We start from the raw sequence: 20,683 nt of genomic DNA on the forward strand, positions 1-20,683 counted from the left end.
TCCTCCCCTCCGCGGGTGAGAGGGTCATGAAGCCGATGCAGGACAGGCGATCGGGCGAGATCACCTCGTCAGGCCCCGACAGCTCGCGGGGAGACCCTGGTCACGCACCGCGTCCTGGCAGGCGACGTAGGCCTGGAGCCGCCGGGTCAGTCGCTGCACGAGGCCGCGCTTGGCCGGGTCGGCGTAGGAGTTGGTCCGCTCGTAGGACGCGTCTCGGTAGTCGTACAGCTCCCACGCGTAGTCCGTGCCCTCCCACGACAGGTCCAGGTCCAGCCGGACCAGCAGGGCGTCGCGCGACCGGACGGCGACGTACGACGGGATCAGGTCGAGGGTGCCTCCGGAGTACGGCCGGTCGGGGTCGGCGCCCAGCGACGGCGCGAAGGTGTGCTCGACGAACGTGAACCGGCGGCGGTCGAGCCCCGGGTCGGCGAACGTGGGCACCAGCGAGGTGCCGGCCCGGTAGGCCGGGGACTGCAGCCCTGCCAGGTCCTCGAAGGTCGGTGCGAGGTCGATGTTGGCGACCATCTCGGCGCGGGAGCCGGGGGCCACGTCGGGGCCGGTGACCAGGAGCGGCACGTGCACGTCGGCGTCGTACGGCGTGCCCTTGCCGCGGCCGAGGCCGTACTGGCCGAGGTGGAAGCCGTTGTCGGACGTGAGCACCACGTAGGTGTTCGGGCCGACGGTGCGCAGGATGCGCTGCACGGTCCGGTCGATCGACTGCACCATGCGGGCGCGGTTGCGCAGCCCGGACTCGGCGTCGGCGACGGACAGCTCGACGTCGGGCCGCCAGTCGGGGGCCACCCTGCCGTCGGCGTAGCGGGGCGCGTTGTCGGCCTGGTCGTCGCCGTAGCCCGTGAGGCGGTCGACGCCGAGCCGGTCGCAGCGGACCCGGCCGCAGTCGCCGCGCACCTTCCTGCCGCCGGGCCGGTCCCGGAAGGCCGGCGGGAACAGGGGGTCGCCCGGGTAGGCGCCGGCCGCGGTGGTCCGGCTGTGCGGGGCGTACGGCGCCACCTCGAGGAAGTACGGCGCGTCGCCGCCCTCGTGGGTCCGGATGAAGTCGAGGGCCAGGTCGCCGGTGACCGTGCCGGCGTACGCAGCGTCCTTCTCGGCGTCGCTCGCCCAGGCCGGCGGCTGCGCGTGCCACTCGCCCTCGAGACGACCGTCGACGACCCGGGTGCTCCGGAAGCCCCAGCCGGAGTAGGCCTGCCCGAACAGCACGTTCCACTGGTCCCAGCCGGGCGGCACCGGGGGCAGCACGCCGTTGGTCGCTTCGTACTGGTTGAGGAACTTGCCCACGAAGCCGGTCCGGTAGCCGCGCTGCTGCAGCCGGACCGGGAAGCTGCGGGCCTCGTTGCCGTAGGCCGCGAACGCCTCCCAGCCGCCGATCGGGCCGTACGGGTTGGGGGTGTTGGCGGTGTTGGTCAGCACCCCGGTCTGGTGGGGGTACTGCCCGGTGAGCAGGCTCGAGCGCGAGACGCAGCACAGCGAGTCGACGACGTAGGCCTGGTCGTAGGTGGCGCCCCGGCGCCGCATCGCCTCGGCGGACCGCATCGTGTCGACGAGGTCGAGCGAGAAGTCGTCCATGAGGACCAGCACGATGTTCGGTGGCCGTCGCAGCACGGGCCGGGTGCCCACCGGCATCGGCGCCGGCTTCGCCGGAGCCGCGGCCTCGCCGCCCACGGCCCCGTCGACCGCCCCGACCGATCCATCGCCGGCCCCCTCGCTCACCCCGGTCACGGGGCCGTCGCCGCGCACCGCCCCGCTCTCGCGCAGGCCGGCCACGGCGAACCCGGCAACCGCCAGCACCGCCAGCAGCACCGCGGCCACCAGAGCCGGGTTGGTCCCCCGAGCGCGCACCGCTTCCTCCCACGAGCACGTGCCTCCCGGCACCCGAAATCCGTCTGCCCTAGTGACGCCGACGAGGCCCGTCCGGTTGCGCGGAACACGCAGAGTCGTGCGGAAATGACCCGTGCGGGCTACCCCGGTTCACGACCCGGTCAGCCGCTCCCCGCCCAGCGCCGCGCAGCGCGCCGGGAGCGCCGCGCCGCGGGGGTGCCGCGCGGCCCGGTCGCGGCACCAGACGAAGCGCGCGAGCAGGTGCCTGAGCCGGGTCACCTCGGCCGCGTGCCGGGGATCGGCGAAGGCGTTCGTCCGCTCGAAGCGCGAGGCCCGGTAGTCGTAGTACTCCCAGGCGACGTCGGTCCCCTCCCACGAGTCGTCGAGGTCGAGGCGGACCAGCAGCGCGTGCCGGGTCCGGACCGCGACGTACGACGGGACCGCGTCGTTCTCGCGACCGGAGTACCACCGGTCCGGGTCGAACCCGAGCGAGGGCGCCCACGTGTGCTCGACGAACACGTGGTCGCGCCGGTCGAGGCCGGGGTCGGTGAACGTGGGCACCAGGGAGACCCCCGCCCGGTACGGCGCAGGCCTCAGGCCGGCCAGGTCCTCGACGGTCGAGGCGAGGTCGATGTTGCTGGTCATCTCGGTCCGCGGTCCGGGCACCACCCCTGGTCCGGTGACGAGGAGCGGCACGCGGATGTCCGGGTCGTACGGCGTGCTCTTGCCGCGCCCCAGGCCGTACTGCCCGAGGTGGAAGCCGTTGTCGGAGGTGAGCATCACGAAGGTGTCCGGCCCGACCGCGCGCAGGATCCGGGCCATCATCCGGTCGACGGACTGCACCATCCGGGCCCGTCCCCGCAGGGAGCGCACGGCGTCGTCGGCGCCGAGCCCGATCCCCGGCCGCCAGTCCGGTGCCGGACTGCCGTCGGCACGCAGCGGCATGTTGTCGGACTGGTCGTCGTGGAACCCGACCAGCCGGTCGACGCGCAGCCGATCGCACCGGATCCGCCCGCAGTTGCCCTCGGGGCGACCGCGCCCCGGCCGGTCCCGGAAGGCCGGCGGGAACAGCGTGTCACCCGGGTAGGTGCGTGCCATGCCCGGGGTCATGCTGTGCGGGGCGTACGGCGCCACCTCGAGGAAGTAGGGCGCCTTGTCGTCGCGGTGCTCGCGGATGAACCCGAGCGCCCCCCGCTCGGTCACGGTGCCGGCGTACGCCGCGTCCTTCTCGGCGTCGCTGGCGTCGGCAGGTGGTGCCGGGTGGTCCACCAGCACCACGCGGCCGTCCTCGATCCGGGTGCTCTGGAAGTTCCACCCGGCGTACGCGGAGCCGAACATCACCTGCCAGTCGTCCCATCCGGGCGGGACCCGGGGCAGGCTCCGGCCGACCGGTCGGTACTGGTTGATGAACTTGCCGACCAGGCCCGTGGTGTAGCCGATCCGCTGCAGACGGACCGGGAAGCTGCGCGCCGCGTTCCCGTAGGCCTGGAACGCCGCCCAGCCACCGATCGGCCCGTACGGGTTGGGCATGTTCCCGGTGTTGGTGCGCACGCCGGTCTGGAAGGGGTACTGGCCGGTGAGCAGGCTGGTGCGTGAGACGCAGCAGAGGGAGTCGACGACGAACGCGTTCTCGTACGACGCTCCCTTCCGTCGCATCGCTGCCGCGGACCGCATCGTGTCGAGCAGGTCCAGCGAGAAGTCGTCCATCACCACGAGCACGATGCTCGGGCGCCGCGCCCGCGGGCGCTCGCCGTCGTTGGGGCCCGGCGCGATGACCCGGTCGGGCGACCTGGTGGCCCGGCGGTCCACCACGACCACGCTGTCGTCCTCACCACCCCCGGGACGGCACGCCGCGAGCGCGGTGGCCCCGACCACGAGGACCATCGCGAGCGTCAGAGGAACCCGAGCGCGCACCGTGTCTCCCCCGTCGCGCGTCCCGCCAGATCCGGCGTCGCGTGGTGGGCCGCCGACGTACTTCCATTGAGCCACCGGAAAGCGGCACTGACCACGGGTATCGGACAGAACCGCCCGACTGCGCCCCGGAACCACCCGGAGGGACCACCCGGGTGGTCGGCTACCGGACGACGCCGCGGAGGGACCGGCTCAGGTCAGCAGGTCGCGGACCAGCCCGTGGATCAGGTCGAAGCCGTTCTCGGTGAGGATCGACTCGGCGTGGAACTGGATGCCCCGGTAGTGCGAGCCCGCGACCAGGTGGATGTCCCCGGTGTCGGGGTCGGCCGCGACCCGGACGCCCGCGGGCAGGGTGGCGTCGCCGGCGCGGCCGACGAAGGTGTTGTAGAAGCCGACCCGCTCGGTGCGGCCGTCGATCGCGACCGGCGACTGGGTGCCCTGGAAGACGATGTCCTTGTAGGCAAGGGGAATCCCGAGCCGCTGGCACAGCGTCTGGTGGCCGAGGCAGACCGCGAGGAACGGCTGGCCCGAGGCCAGAAGCTCGTCGACGGCGCCGCGGAACGCCGCGATCTTCGGGTGATCGCCCTCCCGCGGGTCTCCCGGCCCGGGGCCGACGATCACCAGGTCGTGCCCGTCGAGGGCGCCCGGCCGCCAGTCCTCGTGCCGGACCACCGTCGAGGTCATGCCGAGCACCCCCAGCACGTGGCGCAGCATGTTCACGAAGTCGTCCTCGCCGTCGAGGATCACCACGGAGCGGCCGCGGAGCGCGTCGTCCGGCGCTGCCCCGCTCTGGTCGGTCAGCCAGAAGCGCGAGAGCCGCTGGTTGCGGGAGTTCAGCGCGATCAGCACGTCCTCGTCCCGGGTGAGCTCCGCGGTGCCCTCGGGCGGTCCGACCGCGGGCGGGACCAGGCCGAACGCCGACAGGATGCCGCCGGCCTTGGCGTGGGTCTCCGCGACCTCGTACGCCGGGTCGGAGTCGCGGACCAGCGTCGCGCCGGCGGTCACCTTCAGCCGCCCGTCGAGGCCGACGTCGGCGGTGCGGATCACGATCGGGCTGTCCGCGGTCGGCGCGCCGTCGGCGTCCCGGCCGAGCAGCGCCAGCGCGGCGCCGTAGTAGCCGCGGCCCTCGGACTCGTACTCCGTGATCAGCCGGCAGGCGTTCTCGACCGGCGACCCGGTGACGGTGGCGGCGTACATCGTGTCGCGCAGGACCTCGCGGACGTCGCGGGAGGTGCGGCCGGCGAGGAGGTACTCGGTGTGCACGAGGTGGGTCATCGGCTTGAGGAACGGGCCGAGCACCTGGCCGCCCTCGTGGCAGATGTCGCACATCATCTTGAGCTCCTCGTCCACGACCATGAAGAGCTCGTAGATCTCCTTCTCGTCGGCGAGGAAGTCCAGCAGCCGCCGCTTGGTGGCGGCCTGGTCGGTGGTCGAGCCTGTCGAGACCCGCGGCAGCCGGAAGGTGCCCGAGATCGGGTTCATCCGGACCGCCCCGCCGTGCACGCTGACGTGCCGCTCGGGGCTGGCGCCGACCAGGTAGCGGTCGCCGGTGGAGAAGCAATAGGTCCAGTAGGCACCGCGCTCGCGCTCCAGCAGCCGGCGCAGCACGGTCAGCGCCCGGTCGGCGTCCCAGTCGGCGACGGTGGCACGGTAGTTGCGGGCGACCACCAGGTTCGCGCCCTCGCCGTTGCCGATCTCGTCGCGGATGATCGCCTCGACCACGTCGGCGTACGCCGCGTCGTCGGTCTCGAAGCCGCCCTCGTCGTCGAAGGTGAGCGGGACGTCGGGCAGCGCCGCCACCAGCTCGGCGTACGGGACCTCCGCCTCGGTGGCGATGTCGACGACCACCAGCGGGGTGCCGTCGTCGTGGGCGGCGAACCCGCGCTCGCGCACCTGCCGGAACGGCACCGCCACCAGCCGGTCGAAGCGTCTGCCGGGTGGCGGCGGGCCCTCCTCGAGCGGCACGTCGAGCACGCTCGCGACCTCGCTCCGGGTGCCGCCGACCAGGGTCACGGTGTCGCTGTCGCGGAGCCGGATGACCGCCCACGCCTCGCACGCCCGCACCTCGGCGAGGGCAGTGGCGGCGTCGGTGCTGGACATGCGCGCACGCTACCAACGGGGACCCGCCGGGCCGGGCGGGTCTCAGCCGGCGACGGAGAGCCCGGCCGGGGCGGCCGCGACCGGGGTGCACGGCAGGGTCGTGGTGACCGTGGTGCCGGCCCCCTCCTCGGAGGCGATGGCGATCCGGCCGTCGTGGTGGGTGACGATCGCCTGGGCGATCACGAGCCCGAGGCCGGTGCCCTGGATGGCCTCGTCGTAGGCCACCGACGAGCGCCAGAACCGGGTGAAGACGTGCTCCTGCTCGTGCGCCAGGATGCCGATGCCGGTGTCGCTGACCACCACCTCGGCGTGCGGGCCGCGGACCTCGAGACGGATCTCGACCCGGCCGCCGTCCCGGGTGAACTTGACCGCGTTGGAGAGCAGGTTGAGCAGCGCCCGCTCGAGCTGGTCCGGGTCGCAGTCGTGCGGGACCGGCTGGTCCGGGACCTTCAGGGACACCTCGAGGGTGCGGCCCTCGACCAGCGGCCGTGCGGCGTCGTACGCCCGGCGCACGACCGCGCAGAGGTCGGTCGGCACCCGGGTGATCGTCATCCGGCGGGCTTCGATCTCGGAGAGCATGAGCAGGTCCTCGACCAGCAGGTGCAGCCGGCGGGCGTTGCGCTGGACGCGGCCGAGCAGGTCGAGCTGGCCGTCGGTCAGCTCGCCGGCGACGCCGTCCTCGAGCAGCTCGAGGTAGCCGACCATGCTGGTGATCGGCGTGCGCAGCTCATGGCCGACGGTGGCCACGAAGTCGCCCTTGACCCGCTCGAGCTCGCGGAGCCGGTCGACCGCCGACCGCTCGTGATCGAGGGCCGCGACCAGCGCCCGGTGGGTGGCCTCCCGCTGGCGCGTGTCCTCGGCGACCCGTGACGCCGTCTGGCGCTGGTGGACGACGACGACCGCGAGCCCGGTCACCAGCCCGGCCGCCGGCCACACCAGCGGCTGCTCGTCGACCACGTGCAGCACGAACAGCGCGGCCCACGCGGTGGCGAAGAGCAGCACGAGGAGGAGCACCACCCGGTGCCGACCTGCCCAGCTGGCCGCAGCTGCGAACATCGCCCCGTCCTTCCGCGTCCGTGCGTGGTGCGACCGGACCAGTATCCGCGCGGCGTCCCCGGTGCCGCCGGGGATTGGCAGAACTGTGGCTGAGCGTTTACCGACGCGGAGCAATGCCACTGCGCCGTACGACGTCAGCCGCGCAACGTCATCCGTCCTGGCTGCCCCGGCTGCCCCGGCGACCACCTCGGATGACGTCCCGCGGGTCGAACGGGTCGTCGCCGAGGGTGTGGGCGCCACGACCGGCCTTGGCGGCGAGGTAGCGGGCGTTGGCCGGTGAGCGGTGTACGCCTGTCGGCACCCGGTGGCGGACCCGGATGCCGGCAGCGCGGAGCTGGGTCGCCTTGTCGGGGTTGTTGGTCAGCAGGTCGAGCTCGTCGACGCCGAGGGTCCTGAGCATCTGCGCGGCGACCGCGTACTCGCGCTCGTCGGTCCCGAAGCCCAGCGCCAGGTTCGCCTCGTAGGTGTCGAGGCCGCCGTCCTGGAGGAGGTAGGCGTCGAGCTTGTTGTAGAGGCCGATGCCGCGGCCCTCCTGGCGGAGGTAGAGCAGGTAGCCGCCGGTGTCGGCGATGCGTCCGACCGCCTCTCGCAGCTGCGGTCCGCAGTCGCAGCGCTGGCTGCCGAACACGTCCCCGGTCAGGCACTCGCTGTGCAGGCGGACGAGCGGGACCCCGGCGGCGCAGGGCCGGTCGGACGCGCGGTCGCCCAGGGCCAGGGCGAGGTGCTCGCGCCCGTCGGCAAGGCCGTCGAAGCTGATCACGCGGGCTCGCGTGACGCCGCCGTCGGCGCGCAGGACCGGGAGCGGGACCCGGCCACGGACGGTCGCGTGGGCGGCGGCGGGGACGTGCTCCAGCACGGGTGCTCCTCTCAGGACGCCGCGGTGAACCGCGGGGACAGCGCATAGCGGAGGAAGACCACGTCGCCGATCTGCCGGGTCTCCACGAGGCTCGCCCGGTGGTCGGCGTTCCACGGGAACGCACCGTCGCCGACGAAGCGGTGCGCGCGCGACGTGCCGACGAAGAACGGCGCGATCACCAGGTGCAGCTCGTCGGCCAGCGCCGCGGTCAGGAACTGGGTGTGCACGCGCCCGCCCCCCTCGACCATCAGGCGCCGGACCCCCCGCTCGTGCAGGTCGGTGACGACGTTCGCGAGGTCCACCGGCCGGCCGGCGTCGACCACGGTCGCGACGCAGCCGAGCCGCCGGCGGGCGTCGGCCACCGCCGGGCTGGCGCAGTAGACGAGCTTCTCGCTGTCGCCGGTCGCGAAGAACCTCCCGCACGCGTCCAGTCGGGCCCACTCGGTGACGGTCACCTTCATCGGGGACTCCCCGAGCCCGCGCTCGCGGCGCTGCCGGCGCAGCGCCGGCTGCCGCACCAGCAGCCGCGGGTTGTCGTTGCGGACGGTCGCGGCGCCGACCAGGATCGCGTCGCAGTCCGCGCGTACGGCGTCCACGCGTTCGAGGTCCGCCTCGTTCGACAGCACCAGCCGCTGGTCCGTCGCGGCGTCGAGGTAGCCGTCGAGGGAGACCCCGCAGCTCAGGATCGTGTACGGCCGCTCGCTCATGCCGGTGCCACCTCCCGCCTCCGGCGCGACCACGCCACCAGCAGCACGACGGCGCCCGGCAGGTTCGCCACCAGCACCATCGCGCCGTACGCCACGGCGGTGGCGACGCCCTGGTCCGCGCCGAGCCCGGAGGCGCCGAACACCCATGCCGCCATGCCCTCGCGCGGACCCCAACCGGCGACGTTGACCGGCAGGCCGGCGGCGAGCAGCACCAGCACGGCCACCGGCAGCAACGTCGCCGGCGATCCGGCGACGCCGACGGCCCGGGCCGCGACGAGGTAGGTCGACAGGTGCACCCCCGCGGCAACCATCGATGCGACCACCACGCCGGGCCAGGCCCGCCGTACGACGTGTGCGCCCTCGAGCTCGTCGCGCACCGTGTGCAGGAACCGCTGGGCCGTCGCGGCGGGACGGACCCGACGGACCAGCAGCACGACGACCCCGCCGGCCACGCAGCCGGCCACTCCGGCGGCGACCAGCCCGGTGAGCACGAGCGGCATCGCCGGGCGGACCGGGGACGGCAGGAGCACCAGCACCAGCAGGGCGATCGCGCCGAGCACCACCTGGCCGGAGAGCCGCTCCCAGGCGACCGCGCGGAGCCCGCGCCCGGTGTCGCCGGCGTCTCGCCCGTGCCGCACGCCGCGGTGCACGTCGCCCAGCACCCCACCGGGCAGGGTCGTGTTCAGGAACTGTGCGCGGTAGCAGGACGCCACCGCCGGCCCGAGCGCGACCCCGACCCCGAGCCCGCCGGCGACCAGGCGCCAGCGCCAGGCGCAGGCGACCGTGGCCGGGACGGTGAGCGCCACGGCGAGGACCAGCAGCGCCGGGTCGACCGAGCCCAGGCCGGCCACGAGCGGCCCGGACCCGGTCCGCCACAGCACCGCACCGAGGATCCCCACCGCGACGGCGGTGCGCAGGGACCTCCAGGGGACGCGGCTCATGCGGCCACCTCGGCCAGGACGCCGGCCACCCGGTCGGCGGTGTCGGCCCAGCCGGACAGCGACGTACGCCGCTCCTCCGCGGCCCCCCGCAGGGCCCGACGCAGCGCCGGGTCCGTCAGCCAGTCGTGCAGCACGGCGGCGAGCGCCGGTGGGTCGCCCGGCGGCACCAGCAGTCCGGGCCGCCGCCCGTCCGCGGTGCTGCCCAGCGCCTCGGGGAGGCCGCCCACGTCCGAGGCGATCACCGGCAGGCCCCGGGCCAGCGCCTCGGTGACGACCATGCCCCAGGTCTCGGCCCGACTGGCCAGCACGAGCACGTCCGCCCCGGCGTACGACGCGTCCAGCGCTGCCCCGGTGCGCGGGCCGGTCAGCACGAACTGCCCACCCAGCCCGACTGCGCGGACCTCGCGCCGCAGCCCCGCGACGAAGCCGGGCTCGGCGGTCAGGCTCCCGACGCAGAGGCACCGCCACGACGGCCGGCCGACCCGGCGCAGCGCCGCCAGCAGCACGTCGTGGCCCTTCTCGCGGGTCACCGCGGCGACGCACAGCAGCGTCCTCTCGTGCCCGCTGCCCGCCGCGCGCAGGGCGGCATCGACCCCCGGCGGGGCGACGTGCACCCGCGCCGGGTCGAGACGGTACGCCGCCAGCAGCCACCGCCGCGTCCACGTGCTGGTCGTGACCACGGCAGCCGCGGCCCGGAGCACGGCGGCCTCGCGCTCGCGGACCGCGTCGCGGTCGTCGGCCACGCCGACCGGCTGGTGCACCACGACCAGCACGCGCAACCGCCCGGCCTCGGGCACCATCACCTCGGGTGTCACGGACGCGACCAGCCCGTCGACCAGGACCGCGGCGTCGGCCGGCACCCCGGCGAGGGCCTGCGCGAGGGCTCGCTGCCCGGTCTCGCCGACCCGGGGCCAGGCTTCCGGCACGGCAAGGACGTGCACGGTCCAGCCGCGCGCGGCCAGCTGCGCGCAGAGCCGGCGGTCGTAGGTGTTGCCGCCGCTCGGGCGCAGCGGGTCGTCGATCCCGTCCGGGACCACGACGTGCACCGCCCGGCCGGTCACGGCGCCCGCTCGTAGCTGGCCCACGCGACGTGGGACTCGTGCAGGGTGACCACGAGGCCGGTCACGCGGGATGCGTCGCCGAGCGCGCCGTCGCGCAGCCGTTCGGCGAGCCGGTCCGCGAGGTGCCGGGCCAGCACCTCGGTGGTGGTGTTGACGCCGGCGAAGGCCGGCTCGTCGTCGAGGTTCCGGTAGCCGAGGGCGCCCACCTCCTCCCGCAGCGCGTCGGCGGCCCGGCCGATGTCCACGACCACCCCGTCCACGAGGTCCTCGGCCCGGAACGTCGCGTCCACGACGTACGTCGCGCCGTGCAGCCGCTGCGCCGGCCCGAAGGCCTCCCCGGACAGGCTGTGCGCGACCATCATGTGGTCGCGCACCGTCACGCTGAACACGGCACCTCCCGGTCGTAGGTCAGCGCGTGGCAGAGGGCCGGCAGCTCGCCGCGGGCCAGCCGGGCCATCACGTCCGGCAGCTCCTCGAACGCCGACTCCCCGGTGAGCAGCGCGTCGAAGGCCGGGTCGCGGAGCAGGTCGAGCGCCAGAGCCAGCCGGTCGGCGGTGGTACGTCGCGCGCTGCGGGCCGGCGACACCGTGCCGACCTGGCTGGCGCGGATCGTGAGCCGGCCCGAGTGGAAGGAGCCGCCGAGCCGGACCGTGGTCGCGTCGTCGCCGTACCAGCTCAGCTCGACCACCGCGCCTTCCCGGCCGAGCAGGTCGAGCGCGAGCTGGAGCCCGGCGGAGGTGGCGCTGGTGTGCACGACCAGGTCGCAGCCGCCGGGGGCCGCTTCGCCGTCGGCGAAGTCCACGCCGAGCGTCGCGGCCACCCCGGCCCGCTGCGGGTCGACATCGACCAGCGTCACCGAGACGCCGGGGAAGCGGGCCAGCAGCCGGGCCACGCAGCAGCCGAGCATCCCCGCCCCGACCACCGCGACCCGGTCGCCGACCAGTGGGGCGGCGTCCCAGAGGGCGTTGACGGCGGTCTCGACGACGCCGGTCAGCACCGCCCGCTCCGTGGGCACGCCGTCGGGGACCGGGGTGACCGCCGAGGCGGGGACGACGTACGCCGTCTGGTGCGGGTGCAGGCAGAAGACGGTGCGTCCGAGCAGGTCGGGCGGACCGTCCTCCACGACGCCCACGTTGAGGTAGCCGTACTTCACCGGCGCAGGGAACGTGCCCTCCTGGAACGGTGCCCGCATCACGTCGTACTGGCCGACCGGGACCCGCCCGTCGAAGACCAGGGTCTCGGTGCCGCGGCTGATCGCCGAACGCAGGGTGCGGACGACGACCTGGTCCCTGCGCGGCGGCGGCAGGCGCACCGGCCTGATCTCGCCGGCGCCCGGCTCGCGCACCCAGAACGCGCGGGCCTCCCTCTCCATCGGACCACCTCACCCGGCGCCGGTGAACCGGAGCCGTGCCGCCGTCGTTCCTCTCGGTGAAAGCTCCCTGCTGGTCAGATGAACGGAGGAGGGGTGCGCCTGGTTCAACGCCGTCCCCGACCGGGAGCGCGAGCCGTCGGTGCCAACCTGCTGACGGCCCTGGCCGGCCTGCTCGTGCTGGCCGCCCTGACCACCCCGGACCGGCTCCAGGACCTCCGGCCCGCGGCGTACCTCCGGCTGCCGCTGGAGGCGCTCGTCTACCTCGCCGTCGTGCTGGCCCTCCCGCCCCGTCTCGCACGACTCCGGACCGCGCTCGCGGTGGTCGCCGGACTGGTGCTCGGACTGGCCGCGGTGTCCCGGGTCCTCGACATGGGCTTCCTGGAGGCCCTGAACCGCCCCTTCGACCCCCTGATCGACTGGCACTACGCGGGCGCCCTTGTCGAGACGCTGCGGAGCTCGGCCGGCGACCGCCTCGGTACGACGTTGCTCGTCGTCGCGGTCGTGGCCGTCGTCGCGCTGCTGGTGCTGCTGCCGCTCGCGGTGCTGCGGCTCACGCGGGTCGCCGTGCGCCGGCGCCGGGCCACGTCCCGGGTGGTGGCCGGGCTCGCGTCGCTCTGGCTGGTGCTCGCCCTGCTCCAGGTCGGCGGGCCCGCCGGGACCCTGGCGACCAGCCAGACCGCGGGCTACGTCTACGGCCAGGTCAGCCGGATCCCGACCCAGCTGCGCGACCAGCGGGAGTTCGAGCAGGCCGCCCGGGACGACCCGCTCCGGGACGTGCCGGCCCACCGGCTGCTGACCGGGCTGCGTGGCAAGGACGTGCTGTTCGTGTTCGTGGAGAGCTACGGCCGGGTCGCGGTCGAGGGCTCCTCGTTCTCCCCCGGCGTGGACGCGGTGCTGGCGCAGGGGGACGAGCAGCTGCGGCGGGCCGGCTTCACCAGCCGCAGCGCCTACCTCACCTCACCGACGTTCGGCGCGCTGAGCTGGCTGGCGCACGTCACGCTCCAGACCGGGCTCTGGGCCGACAGCCAGCCGCGGTACGACGTGCTGGTGACCAGCCGGCGCCTGACCCTGAGCCGGATCTTCGGGCGGGCCGGGTGGCGGACGGTGGCGGACGTGCCGGCCAACACGCGGGACTGGCCCCAGGGCGCGTTCTACGGCTACGACCACGTCTACGACTCCCGGAACGTCGGCTACCGGGGACCGCGGTTCGGCTACCCGACGATGCCGGACCAGTTCACCCTCGACGCGTTCCACCGGCTGGAGCTGGCGCCGCGGCCCCGGCGGCCGGTGATGGCGGAGATCGACCTGATCACCAGCCACGCGCCGTGGTCGCGCACGCCGCGGATGATCCCGCCGTCCGCCGTCGGCGACGGGTCGGTCTACGAGGGGATGCCCGAGACGCTCCCGTCCGAGACCGACATCTGGCCCTCGCCGAGCCGGGTCCGGCAGGCGTACGGCGCGGCGATCGAGTACTCCCTGCGGTCCCTGGTCTCGTTCGTCACGACGTACGGCGACGACGACCTGGTGCTGGTCGTCCTCGGCGACCACCAGCCCGCGACCATCGTCTCCGGGGAGGACGCCGGGCACGACGTGCCGGTCTCGATCATCGCCCGCGACCCGTCGGTCCTCCGCGCGGTCCGGCACTGGGGATGGGCCCCCGGGCTGCGGCCGGCCAGCGACGCGCCGGTCTGGCGGATGGACCGCTTCCGCGACCGGTTCCTCGCGGCGTACGGCGCGAGTCAGACTGGGACGGGGTGACCGGCCCTGAACCTGCGGGGCCCGCGGCACGTCTTCCGTGGTGGAGGAGGTGGAGATGCCTGACGACGCTGTCGTGCTCATGCAGCACCTGCACGACGAGCACGCCGACGCGCTGTGGCACTTCTGCCTCCGCCTGGTCGGCAACGACCGGGTCCGGGCCGAGGACGTGGTCCAGGAGACGCTGCTGCGTGCCTGGCGGCACCACGAGATCCTCGAGAGCCCGCCGCCGGCGGTGCGCGCCTGGCTCTACACCGTCGCCCGCAACATCGTGACCGACGAGTGGCGCCGGCGCCGCGTCGTGACGGAGACCTCGGTGGCCGACGTGCCTGAGGGCGCCCCGGACGAGGACGCCACCGACCAGCTCCTCCTGTCCTGGATGGTGGCGGAGGCGATCGCCGGGCTGTCGCCGGACCACCGGACCGTGCTGCTCGAGTGCTACTACCGCGGCCGTCCGGTGGCCGAGGTGGCGCGCCGGCTCGGGATCCCCGAGGGCACCGTGAAGTCGCGCACGCACTACGCGCTGCGGGCCCTGAAGCTGGCGCTGGAGGAGATGGGGGTGAGCGCATGAGCTGTCCGTTCGCGCACGACGACGCGGCGTACGTCCTCGGCGCCCTGTCCCCGACCGAGCGGCTGGCCTTCGAGCGGCACCTCGACCGGTGCGACGACTGCACGCGGGCGGTCCGCGAGCTCGCCGGTCTGCCCGGCCTGCTCGGCCGGGTGGACGCGAGCGTGCTCGAGGGCCCGACCGGTGACGTGCCCCTGCCCGACACGCTGCTGCCCCGCCTGTCCCGCGAGCTCCGCGCCGACCGGCGCCGGCGGCGCACCCGCATCGGCATCGCGCTGGCCGGCGCCGCGGCCGCGGTGATCGTCCCGGTGGTGGCCTGGCAGGTGGTGGGGAGCAACCCGGAGTCGCCCACGCCCGGCGTCGGCGCCGGGCCCGCGGGCGCGGCCGCCCAGCGGATGTCCCCGGTCGGCGAGGTGCCGGTCCGGGCCCGGCTGTCGATGGAGCAGGTCACCTGGGGCACCCGCCTCGGGCTGACCTGCACCTACGAGCCCGAGTCGGTCGAGTACCCCCTGCCGTCGGAGGTCGACTACACCCTGTTCGTGCGGACCCGGGACGGGAAGTCCGAGCGGGTCGGCAGCTGGCGGTCGGTCGACGGGCGCACGATGCACCTCACCGCCGGCACGGCCACCAACCGCGACGACATCGCCTCAGTCGAGGTGCGGACCACCGACGGTCGCGTGGTCCTGGTGCTGGCGGCGTGACCGCAGCGGGTTGTCCTCGATCAGGAGCAGCCCGCCGGTCACGATCGCGACGACCTCCACCGCGGCCGCGGTCCAGGCGGCCCAGCCCGACCACGTCGAGTCCACCCCGAACAGGCCCACGGTGGTCGAGATGACGAACGCCCCCAGCGTGGACAGGCCGAAGCCGAGCGCCAGGAAGGGCGGCACCCAGTGCCGCCAGGTCACCAGCAGCACGGCGATCACCACGCCGGCCACTGCGTTGAACATGAACGCCGGCCCGACGACGTCGTACGACCGCATCCCGTCGAACCAGAGGTAGAGGTGCACCGCCGCCGAGACCAGCACCGCAGCCGCTGCCAGCATCCGCATGGTCATCACGAGCTCCGTCCTGTCGGGTCGTCCGCCACCCGGGTGGCGGCGGAGCCCTCACCCCGGGAAGACGGCAGGGGCACCCGCACGGTTCACCCGGACGGGTACGGCGTCGCGGACCTTCTCGGCCACCACGCCGAACTTGCGGACCCTGCCGTCGGTGAGCCAGTCCCGCCAGAGGCGGTGCGCGGCCAGCAGGTCGTCGACGGGCTCCGACCCGAGGCGGGCCGCGATCCCGGCGGCCCCGGCCTCGTAGGCGGCCAGCAGGGACACCGCGGTCTCCCGGTGGGCGCTGGTGTACTCCTCCACCGCGGACGCCGCCAGCCCGGCCCGGTCCAGCTCCGCCAGCAGGTCCGGGAGCGGCACCGGCCACACGGTGTCCGGGCGCGGCATCGCCGCCCGCTCCGCCGGCGTCAGCGGCGGGCCCTCCTCCACCGTGCAGGCGAACCGGCCGCCGCAGCGCAGGGACTCGGCAACCGAGCGCAGGAGCCCTCCCTTGTCCTCGAACGCGAGCAGGGTCTCCAGCAGCAGCACCACGTCGAACCGACCGGCCGGCACCGGCGGCACCGCGGCCTGCTCGAAACGGCACGGGAGCCCCGCGGCCCGCTCGCGGGCGATCGCGAGGGCGCCGGGGTGGGCGTCCACCCCGACGTAGGTGCAGCCGAGCTCCGCGGCGAGGAGGATCCCCGGTCCGGCGACCCCGCAGCACAGGTCCAGCACCGAGGTCCCGGGGCCGATCCCGGCGCGGACGGCGAGCGTCCGGAGCTCCGAGGCGGTCATGAAGCTCTCCTGGCCGACGAACTCGCCGGGTGGGTACGCCGCGACCCGGGCGTCCCACAGGGCCGCGTCGACGGCAGCCCGGTCGTCCTGCCTCATGCGCCGTCCTGCCTCACGAGCGCTGCGGCCGGAGGACCATGGACGGGGGCCGCTCCGTGGCCCGCTCCGTGACCCGCTCCGTGGCCCGCTCCTCGTGCCGGCGGAACCAGAGCCAGAGCGCGTCCCGTCCGAACGACTCGGCCAGCAGGGCCGCGGCCGCCACCAGCGCGGCGTACGTCAGCCAGGGCGGGAGGAACGCGGCGGCCGCCACCGTCAGCACGATGCCCTGCACGGCAGTCACCACCTTGCGCCAGTCGCGCCGCGGCAGCGTCCGGCGGAACCACGGAACCACCCAGCCGGCCATCCCGAAGAGGTAGCGGGCCAGCCCGATCGCCAGCACCCAGCCTGCGACGGTGGTCGCGACGTACACGCTGAGCACCAGCATCACGAACGCGTCGGCCTCGCCGTCGAACCGCGCGCCGAACCCCGACGCCGTGCCCGTGCGCCGCGCCACGCGGCCGTCGACCGCGTCCAGGACGAGCGCGACGGTCGAGAGCGCGACCAGTGCGCCCACCTCGGCCGGCCGGGCCCAGGCGTCAGCGACCAGCGCCGCCATGGCACAGCCGATCGCGGTCCGCGTGACCGTCACCCGGTCCGCCGGACCCAGCACAGCCGCCCCACCTCCGGCGACCGCCGCCAGCGCCACGAGCCCGCACCCCAGCCCGACCGCCCAGCCGACGGGGCCCAGTCCCACAGACGCGGCAAGGGCCCCGAGCAGGGCGGCGAGGACCGCGGCGCCCTCCGCCAGACCCCTGCGCACCGTGACCACCGCGCCTCCACTCCTCCGGGTACTACGCTCCTACGAGGACCGACCCCGATCGGTTCACTCGACGCGGGACCGAGCGTCCGGCCCACGGGAGGCGGGGATGAGCACCGAACCGGTCCGCGCCGGCTCCGGGTGGCTGGCCCTGCGGGAGCCGGCGGACGCGACGGCCCGGTCGGAGGAGCTGGTCGACGCGCTCCGGCCGCACCTGCCGACGCCCGGGATCGTGGTCCACGACCTCGGGTGCGGCACCGGTTCCCAGCTCCGCTGGCTCGCGCCGCGACTGGCCGGTCCGCAGCGCTGGGTCCTCCACGACCGCGACACCGACCTGCTCGACCTCGCCGCCGCCGGCGCACCCGTCGCGGCCGCGGACGGCGCCCGGGTGACCGTCGAGACCCGTCGGGGCGATGTCACCGGGTTGCCCGCGTCCGAGCTTGCCGGGGCGTCCCTGGTCACCGCGTCCGCGCTGCTGGACATGCTGACCGCCGCCGAGCTCGGGCGGCTGGTGGCGGTCTGCGTCGCGGCGGGCTGCCCGGTCCTGGTCACGCTCTCGGTGGTCGGGCGGGTCGAGCTCCGCCCGGCCGACCCGCTCGACGCAGAGGTGGCCGCCGCCTTCGACGCGGACCAGCGGCGGCAGACCGCAGCCGGGAGGCTGCTCGGTCCCGACGCGTGCGCCGTGGCCGTGGACGCCTTCACGCGGGCCGGGCACGAGGTCCTCGTGCGCCCCAGCCCCTGGCACCTGGGTCCGGACCAGCGGGAGCTGGTCACCGCCTGGTTCACCGGCTGGCTGGACGCCGCCTGCGCACGGCGCCCCGACCTGCGGCCGACCCTGAGCCCGGCCGTGGCGACGTACCGGCGGCAACGGCTGGCCGGCGCGGCGAGCGGGTCGCTCGGGGTGACCGTCCACCACCGGGACCTGCTGGCCCTGCCGGCTGCGCGACCCTCGACTTCCTGACTGAACATTCAGTAAGATCGGCGGCACTCTCGCGACCCCACCCACAGATAGGTCGACGATGATCAAGACCACCCCGTTCCACGAACGGCTCGACCAGCTCAACGAGTCCCAGCGCTGGGGTCACTGGTCCGGCTACCTCTCGGCCCTCAAGTACGGCATGTCGCCCAAGCACGAGTACTTCGCGGTGCGGAACAGCGCCGGCTTCTTCGACACCTCACCGCTCTACAAGCACCGGATCTCGGGCCGCGACGCGGAGCGTCTCCTCGCCGGCGTCATGGCCCGCGACATCCGGCACTGCCGGCCCGGCCGCGCGCAGTACACCGTCTGGTGCGACGACCGCGGCTTCCTCCTCGAGGACGGCGTCGTCTTCCGCCACTCCGAGAGCGACTTCCTGCTCACCGCCGCCGAGCCCAACTTCGGGTACCTGAGCGACCTGGCCGGGGGACTCGACGTCACCATCGAGGACGTGACCGACGAGTTCGGGATGCTGGCCGTGCAGGGCCCGCGGTCGCGGACGATCCTCGCGAAGCTGGCGCCCGAGGTGGAGAAGCTGTCCTACTTCGAGCACACCGACGCCAAGATGGGCAAGGCGCCGGTCACCATCTCGCGGACCGGCTACACCGGCGACCTCGGCTACGAGGTCCGGGTGGCGCGCGACGACGCGCTCGCGGTCCTCGACGCGGTGATCGAGGCCGGCGAGGGCCACGGGTTGCGGCCGTTCGGCGAGGAGGCCCTGCTGATGACGCGGATCGAGGCCGGCCTGGTCCTCATCAACGTGGAGTTCTCCTCCAGCCGCTACGCGTACACCGACCACGACCGGATCACCCCGAAGGAGCTTGGGCTCGGCTGGATGCTCAAGGGCATCGACGCCGACGACCGGCCGTTCATCGGCCGCGAGGCGATCCGCCGCGAGCTCGCGGAGAGGACCTCCCGCTGGGCGACCGTCGGGCTGGTCGTCGACTGGGCCGACTACGACCGGGTCTACGACCAGGCCGGGCTGATCCCGCCGAAGGACGAGACGCCGCAGGAGTACGACTCGATGCTGTACGACGACGCCGGCGAGCGGATCGGCTACGCGACCAGCCTCATGTACTCACCGATGCTCCAGCGCCACATCGCGCTGGCCCGGGTCCGGCCAGCGCTCGCCGCGGCCGGGACGCGGGTGAACCTCGAGCTCACCATCAACCACCACTACGAGACGGTCGCGGCCGAGGTCACCCGTCTTCCGTTCTTCAACCCTCCTCGAAAGATGGCATGAGATGGCATCGATGGACAAGAACTACGACGTGATCGTCGTCGGCGGCGGCCACAACGGGCTGGTCAACGGCGCGTACCTCGCCAAGGCCGGCCTCAAGGTGCTGATCGTGGAGCGGCGCCACCTGATCGGCGGCGCCGCGATCACCGAGGAGCTGCGACCGGGCTTCCACTTCACGTCGTTCTCCTACGCCCTGAGCCTGCTCCGGCCCGACATCGTGCACGAGCTCGACCTGGTCCGCCACGGCTTCATGCCGATCCTGATGCCGTCGTCGTTCGCGCCGATGGAGAACGGCGACTACCTGCTGCTCGGCCAGGACCGGGACGAGAACATCAAGGAGATCATGCGGCACTCGCCGCACGACGCCGACGCCATGGACCGCTACGAGCACGACATGGAGCGGGTCTGCCAGCTCGTCAAGCCGCTGCTCGACACCGTGCCGCCGAACATCTTCGGCGGGTCGCCCGAGGACATCCAGGACACCGCCGAGCTGGTCAAGCACCTGCGCGGCGCCGACCAGAAAGTGGTCCACGACCTGGTTCGGCTGCTCACCGGGAGCGCCGCCGACTTCCTCGACGACTACTTCGAGAGCGACATCCTCAAGGGCTACATCGCCTCCTCCGGCATCATCGGCACCAAGGTCGGCCCGATGTCGCAAGGCTCCGGCATGGTGCTGCTCTACCACTCCATCGGCGAGCACGACGGTCACTTCGGGGCGTGGTCGTTCCACAAGGGCGGCAACGGCGGGTTCACGCAGGTGCTGGCGCGCGCCGCCCAGGCATTCGGCGCCGAGATCCTGCTCAACGCCCCGGTGGCCTCGGTGCTCACCCGCAACGGCGAGGCGGTCGGCGTCGTGCTGGAGGACGGCACCGAGCTCACCGCGAGGACCGTGGTCAGCGCCCTGGACCCGAGGCGCACCTTCACCCAGCTGGTCGAGCCCCGCGAGCTGCCCGGCGACCTGGTGGAGAACATCAACCGGTTCCGGTTCCAGGGCACCTCCGCCAAGGTCAACTTCGCCCTCGACGGCGCGCCCCGCTACCCCGCCCTCGGCGACCGCACCGACCAGTACCTCGGGTTCATCAACATCGGGCCGTCGATGGAGTACCTCGAGCGGGCCTTCGACGACGCGAAGTACGGCTGGTACAGCCAGCGCCCCTACATCGACTGCGCGATCCAGTCGTTCGTCGACCCGGACATGGCGCCGCCGGGCAAGCACGTCATGTCCTGCTTCGTCCAGTACGCGCCGTACCACCTCAAGGGGAGCGACTGGGACACCGAGCGCGAGACCTTCGCCGACACCGTGCAGGCGACGTTCGAGTCGTTCTTCCCCGGCTTCGGCGACCTGGTCCTGCAGCGGGAGGTGAGGACCCCGCTGGACATCGAGCGCACCGTCGGGCTGACCGAGGGGAACATCTTCGCGGGCGAGTTCTTCGCTCCGCAGATGTACTTCTTCCGGCCGGCCCCCGGGTGGAGCCAGTACCGCACGCCCATCCACGGCTACTACCAGTGCGGTTCCGGCACCCACCCCGGCGGCTGCGTGATGGGTGCCCCCGGCAAGCTCGCCAGCCAGCAGATCATCAAGGACCTGCGGGTCCGCGAGGGTCTGGGCAGCTGACTCCGGC

At 74.0% G+C, this 20,683-nt stretch carries 19 protein-coding genes; 6 read left to right on the forward strand and 13 right to left on the reverse strand.

Annotated elements, in window-relative coordinates; genetic code table 11:
• Positions 1 to 60: 60 nt before the first annotated feature.
• The 10 genes from EKO23_RS01460 to EKO23_RS01505 form a co-directional block, all read right to left on the reverse strand.
• Complete coding sequence (locus EKO23_RS01460; protein ID WP_134713350.1) at positions 61 to 1,857, reverse strand: sulfatase-like hydrolase/transferase; 1,797 nt, start codon at positions 1,855 to 1,857, stop codon at positions 61 to 63.
• Between the two features lie 129 nt (positions 1,858 to 1,986).
• A complete protein-coding gene (locus EKO23_RS01465; protein ID WP_134713352.1) occupies positions 1,987 to 3,750 on the reverse strand; it encodes a sulfatase-like hydrolase/transferase in 1,764 nt (587 codons plus the stop codon).
• Positions 3,751 to 3,939: 189 nt separating this feature from the next.
• Entirely contained in the window at positions 3,940 to 5,847 is a 1,908-nt protein-coding gene (locus tag EKO23_RS01470; protein ID WP_134713354.1) for an anthranilate synthase family protein, read from the reverse strand.
• Positions 5,848 to 5,889: 42 nt separating this feature from the next.
• A complete protein-coding gene (locus tag EKO23_RS01475) occupies positions 5,890 to 6,903 on the reverse strand; it encodes a sensor histidine kinase (protein ID WP_134713356.1) in 1,014 nt (337 codons plus the stop codon).
• A 148-nt stretch (positions 6,904 to 7,051) separates the two neighbouring features.
• Positions 7,052 to 7,759 (reverse strand): GTP cyclohydrolase II, encoded by a 708-nt coding sequence (locus tag EKO23_RS01480; protein ID WP_281280836.1) that lies wholly within the window; start codon positions 7,757 to 7,759, stop codon positions 7,052 to 7,054.
• A gap of 11 nt (positions 7,760 to 7,770) precedes the next feature.
• Positions 7,771 to 8,466, reverse strand: coding sequence for a RibD family protein (locus EKO23_RS01485; protein WP_134713358.1), 696 nt, complete (start codon positions 8,464 to 8,466; stop codon positions 7,771 to 7,773).
• Complete coding sequence (locus EKO23_RS01490) at positions 8,463 to 9,407, reverse strand: lysylphosphatidylglycerol synthase transmembrane domain-containing protein (RefSeq protein ID WP_134713360.1); 945 nt, start codon at positions 9,405 to 9,407, stop codon at positions 8,463 to 8,465. The genes EKO23_RS01485 and EKO23_RS01490 overlap by 4 nt, the downstream gene beginning before the upstream one ends.
• A complete protein-coding gene (locus tag EKO23_RS01495) occupies positions 9,404 to 10,468 on the reverse strand; it encodes a glycosyltransferase family 4 protein (RefSeq protein ID WP_134713362.1) in 1,065 nt (354 codons plus the stop codon). The genes EKO23_RS01490 and EKO23_RS01495 overlap by 4 nt, the downstream gene beginning before the upstream one ends.
• Positions 10,465 to 10,857, reverse strand: coding sequence for a 6-pyruvoyl trahydropterin synthase family protein (locus EKO23_RS01500; protein ID WP_134713364.1), 393 nt, complete (start codon positions 10,855 to 10,857; stop codon positions 10,465 to 10,467). Before EKO23_RS01500 ends, EKO23_RS01495 begins: the two co-directional genes overlap by 4 nt.
• Complete coding sequence (locus tag EKO23_RS01505) at positions 10,845 to 11,840, reverse strand: zinc-dependent alcohol dehydrogenase (RefSeq protein WP_134713366.1); 996 nt, start codon at positions 11,838 to 11,840, stop codon at positions 10,845 to 10,847. Before EKO23_RS01505 ends, EKO23_RS01500 begins: the two co-directional genes overlap by 13 nt.
• 78 nt (positions 11,841 to 11,918) lie before the next feature.
• Here EKO23_RS01505 and EKO23_RS01510 point away from each other — a divergent pair, with 78 nt between their 5' ends.
• Genes EKO23_RS01510 through EKO23_RS01520 form a run of 3 tightly spaced genes read left to right on the forward strand, consistent with a single transcriptional unit; the run spans position 11,919 to position 14,864 of the window.
• Positions 11,919 to 13,598 carry an alkaline phosphatase family protein gene (locus EKO23_RS01510; protein ID WP_134713368.1) on the forward strand — a complete coding sequence of 560 codons (1,680 nt, stop codon included), beginning with the start codon at positions 11,919 to 11,921 and terminating at the stop codon, positions 13,596 to 13,598.
• Between the two features lie 55 nt (positions 13,599 to 13,653).
• A complete protein-coding gene (locus EKO23_RS01515; protein ID WP_134713370.1) occupies positions 13,654 to 14,166 on the forward strand; it encodes a sigma-70 family RNA polymerase sigma factor in 513 nt (170 codons plus the stop codon).
• A complete protein-coding gene (locus EKO23_RS01520; protein WP_134713372.1) occupies positions 14,163 to 14,864 on the forward strand; it encodes an anti-sigma factor family protein in 702 nt (233 codons plus the stop codon). The genes EKO23_RS01515 and EKO23_RS01520 overlap by 4 nt, the downstream gene beginning before the upstream one ends.
• Here the strand turns inward: EKO23_RS01520 and EKO23_RS01525 are convergent.
• The 3 genes from EKO23_RS01525 to EKO23_RS01535 are packed head-to-tail and all read right to left on the reverse strand — an operon-like array spanning position 14,811 to position 16,848.
• On the reverse strand, positions 14,811 to 15,218 hold the full coding sequence (locus tag EKO23_RS01525; RefSeq protein ID WP_134713374.1) for a hypothetical protein: 408 nt from the start codon (positions 15,216 to 15,218) through the stop codon (positions 14,811 to 14,813). The genes EKO23_RS01520 and EKO23_RS01525 overlap by 54 nt on opposite strands.
• Before the next feature lie 51 nt (positions 15,219 to 15,269).
• Positions 15,270 to 16,088 carry a class I SAM-dependent methyltransferase gene (locus EKO23_RS01530; RefSeq protein ID WP_217702403.1) on the reverse strand — a complete coding sequence of 273 codons (819 nt, stop codon included), beginning with the start codon at positions 16,086 to 16,088 and terminating at the stop codon, positions 15,270 to 15,272.
• Between the two features lie 13 nt (positions 16,089 to 16,101).
• Positions 16,102 to 16,848, reverse strand: a complete 747-nt coding sequence (locus EKO23_RS01535; RefSeq protein WP_134713376.1) for a CDP-alcohol phosphatidyltransferase family protein — start codon at positions 16,846 to 16,848, stop codon at positions 16,102 to 16,104.
• 106 nt (positions 16,849 to 16,954) lie between these two features.
• Here EKO23_RS01535 and EKO23_RS01540 point away from each other — a divergent pair, with 106 nt between their 5' ends.
• Genes EKO23_RS01540 through EKO23_RS01550 form a run of 3 tightly spaced genes read left to right on the forward strand, consistent with a single transcriptional unit; the run spans position 16,955 to position 20,676 of the window.
• The gene (locus EKO23_RS01540; protein ID WP_134713378.1) at positions 16,955 to 17,806 is read left to right on the forward strand and encodes a methyltransferase domain-containing protein; all 852 of its coding nucleotides are present in this window, start codon (positions 16,955 to 16,957) and stop codon (positions 17,804 to 17,806) included.
• Positions 17,807 to 17,864: 58 nt separating this feature from the next.
• Positions 17,865 to 19,064, forward strand: a complete 1,200-nt coding sequence (locus EKO23_RS01545; protein ID WP_134713380.1) for an aminomethyl transferase family protein — start codon at positions 17,865 to 17,867, stop codon at positions 19,062 to 19,064.
• A gap of 1 nt (position 19,065) precedes the next feature.
• Positions 19,066 to 20,676, forward strand: coding sequence for a phytoene desaturase family protein (locus EKO23_RS01550; RefSeq protein ID WP_134713382.1), 1,611 nt, complete (start codon positions 19,066 to 19,068; stop codon positions 20,674 to 20,676).
• Positions 20,677 to 20,683: the final 7 nt, after the last annotated feature.

Source organism: Nocardioides guangzhouensis, from assembly GCF_004519545.1.
GTDB lineage: Bacteria > Actinomycetota > Actinomycetes > Propionibacteriales > Nocardioidaceae > Nocardioides > Nocardioides guangzhouensis.